This is a genomic window from Xanthomonas sp. SHU 199, assembly GCF_000364665.1.
GTDB classification, from domain to species: Bacteria; Pseudomonadota; Gammaproteobacteria; order Xanthomonadales; family Xanthomonadaceae; genus Xanthomonas_A; species Xanthomonas_A sontii.
In genome coordinates, this window is the sequence record NZ_AQOI01000542.1 from 1 (window position 1) to 1,692 (window position 1,692).

Below are 1,692 nucleotides of genomic sequence, written 5' to 3' on the forward strand. Positions count from 1 at the left end.
GTCGCCGGGCGCATGGCGATCCAGGCCGGCGCGCATGCGCTGGAGAAGGCGCAGGGCGGCTCGGGCGTGCTGCTCGGCGGCGTGCCCGGGGTCAAGCCGGCGCAGGTGCTGGTGATCGGCGGCGGCGTGGTCGGCATCAACGCCGCGCGCATGGCGATGGGCCTGCACGCGCGGGTGACCGTGCTGGACCGCTCGCTGGAGCGGCTCAAGTACCTGGACGAACTCTACGGCCAGCAACTGACCACGCTGTACTCCACCCGCGATGCGATCGAGCAGTGCCTGCCGCACACCGACCTGGTGATCGGCGCGGTGCTGATCCCCGGCGCCGCCGCGCCCAAGCTGGTGTCGCGCGAGCAACTGGCGCTGCTGCGGCCCGGCTCGGTGCTGGTGGACGTGGCGATCGACCAGGGCGGCTGCTTCGAGACCAGCCGCCCGACCACGCACCAGCAGCCGACCTACGAGGTCGACGGCATCGTGCATTACTGCGTGGCCAACATGCCCGGCGGCGTCGCCCGCACCTCCACCTTCGCCCTGACCAACGCCACCCTGCCGTTCGTGCTGCTGCTGGCCGAACACGGACTGCAGGCGCTGCGCGACGACCAGGACCTGCGCAACGGCCTCAACGTGCACGCCGGCAAGCTCACCCATCGCGCAGTGGCGCAGGCGCTGGGCCAGGAGTTCGTGCGGCCGCTGGACGCGCTGGGCTGACGCAGTCCATCCGAGGATCGAGCACGATGCGCGACACCCTGTCCCACTACATCGACGGCCAGCCCGTCGCCTTCCGCGGCGACGAGCACGCCGAGGTCTTCGACCCGGCGACAGGCGCCGTCCAGCGCCACGTGCCGCTGGGCGCCGCGCATGCGGTGGAGATGGCGGTGCGTGCCGCCAGTGCGGCTTTTCCCGGCTGGGCGGCGACGCCGCCGCTGCAGCGCGCGCGGGTGCTGTTCCGTTTCCGCGAGCTGCTGGAACGCCGTGCCGACGACGTGGCCCGCTGCATCAGCGCCGAGCACGGCAAGACCGTCACCGACGCGCGCGGCGAAGTGGTCCGCGGCATGGAGGTGGTGGAGTTCGCCTGCGGCATCCCGCACCTGCTCAAGGGCGAGCATTCGCACGACGTCGGCCGCGGCGTGGACGCCTGGAGCGAATACGCGCCGCTGGGCGTGGTGGCCGGCGTCACCCCGTTCAACTTCCCGGCGATGGTGCCGCTGTGGATGCTGCCGGTGGCATTGGCCTGCGGCAACAGCTTCGTGCTCAAGCCCTCCGAACACGCACCCTCGGCGTCGCTGCTCCTGGCCGAATGGCTGCACGAGGCCGGGTTGCCGGCCGGCGTGTGCAACGTGGTGCACGGCGCCAAACCGGCGGTGGACGCACTGCTGGCGCACCCGCAGGTGCAGGCGCTGAGCTTCGTCGGCTCCACCGCGGTGGCCGCCGACCTGTACGCGCGCGGCAGTGCGCTGGGCAAGCGCGTGCAGGCGCTGGGCGGGGCCAAGAATCACCTGGTGGTGCTGCCCGACGCCGACCTGGACGATGTCGCCGACGCCCTGCTCGGGGCCGGCTACGGCTCGGCCGGCGAACGTTGCATGGCGATCTCGGTGGCGGTGTGCGTGGGCGACGCGCTGGCCGATGCGCTGGTGGCCAGACTGGCGCCGCGCGTGGCCGCGCTGCGCCTGGGCGCGGGCCAGGCCGACGCCG

The 1,692-nt window shown here is 72.9% G+C and carries 2 protein-coding genes; both read left to right on the top strand.

Annotation, left to right across the window (positions count from 1 at the left end; translation table 11 throughout):
• A partial coding sequence (locus D183_RS0116275; protein ID WP_017909936.1) for an alanine dehydrogenase occupies positions 1–708 on the top strand: 708 nt, incomplete at its 5' end.
• Between the two features lie 26 nt (positions 709–734).
• Positions 735–1,692 (top strand): aldehyde dehydrogenase family protein (locus D183_RS0116280; RefSeq protein ID WP_017909937.1); only part of this gene is annotated, 958 nt, incomplete at its 3' end.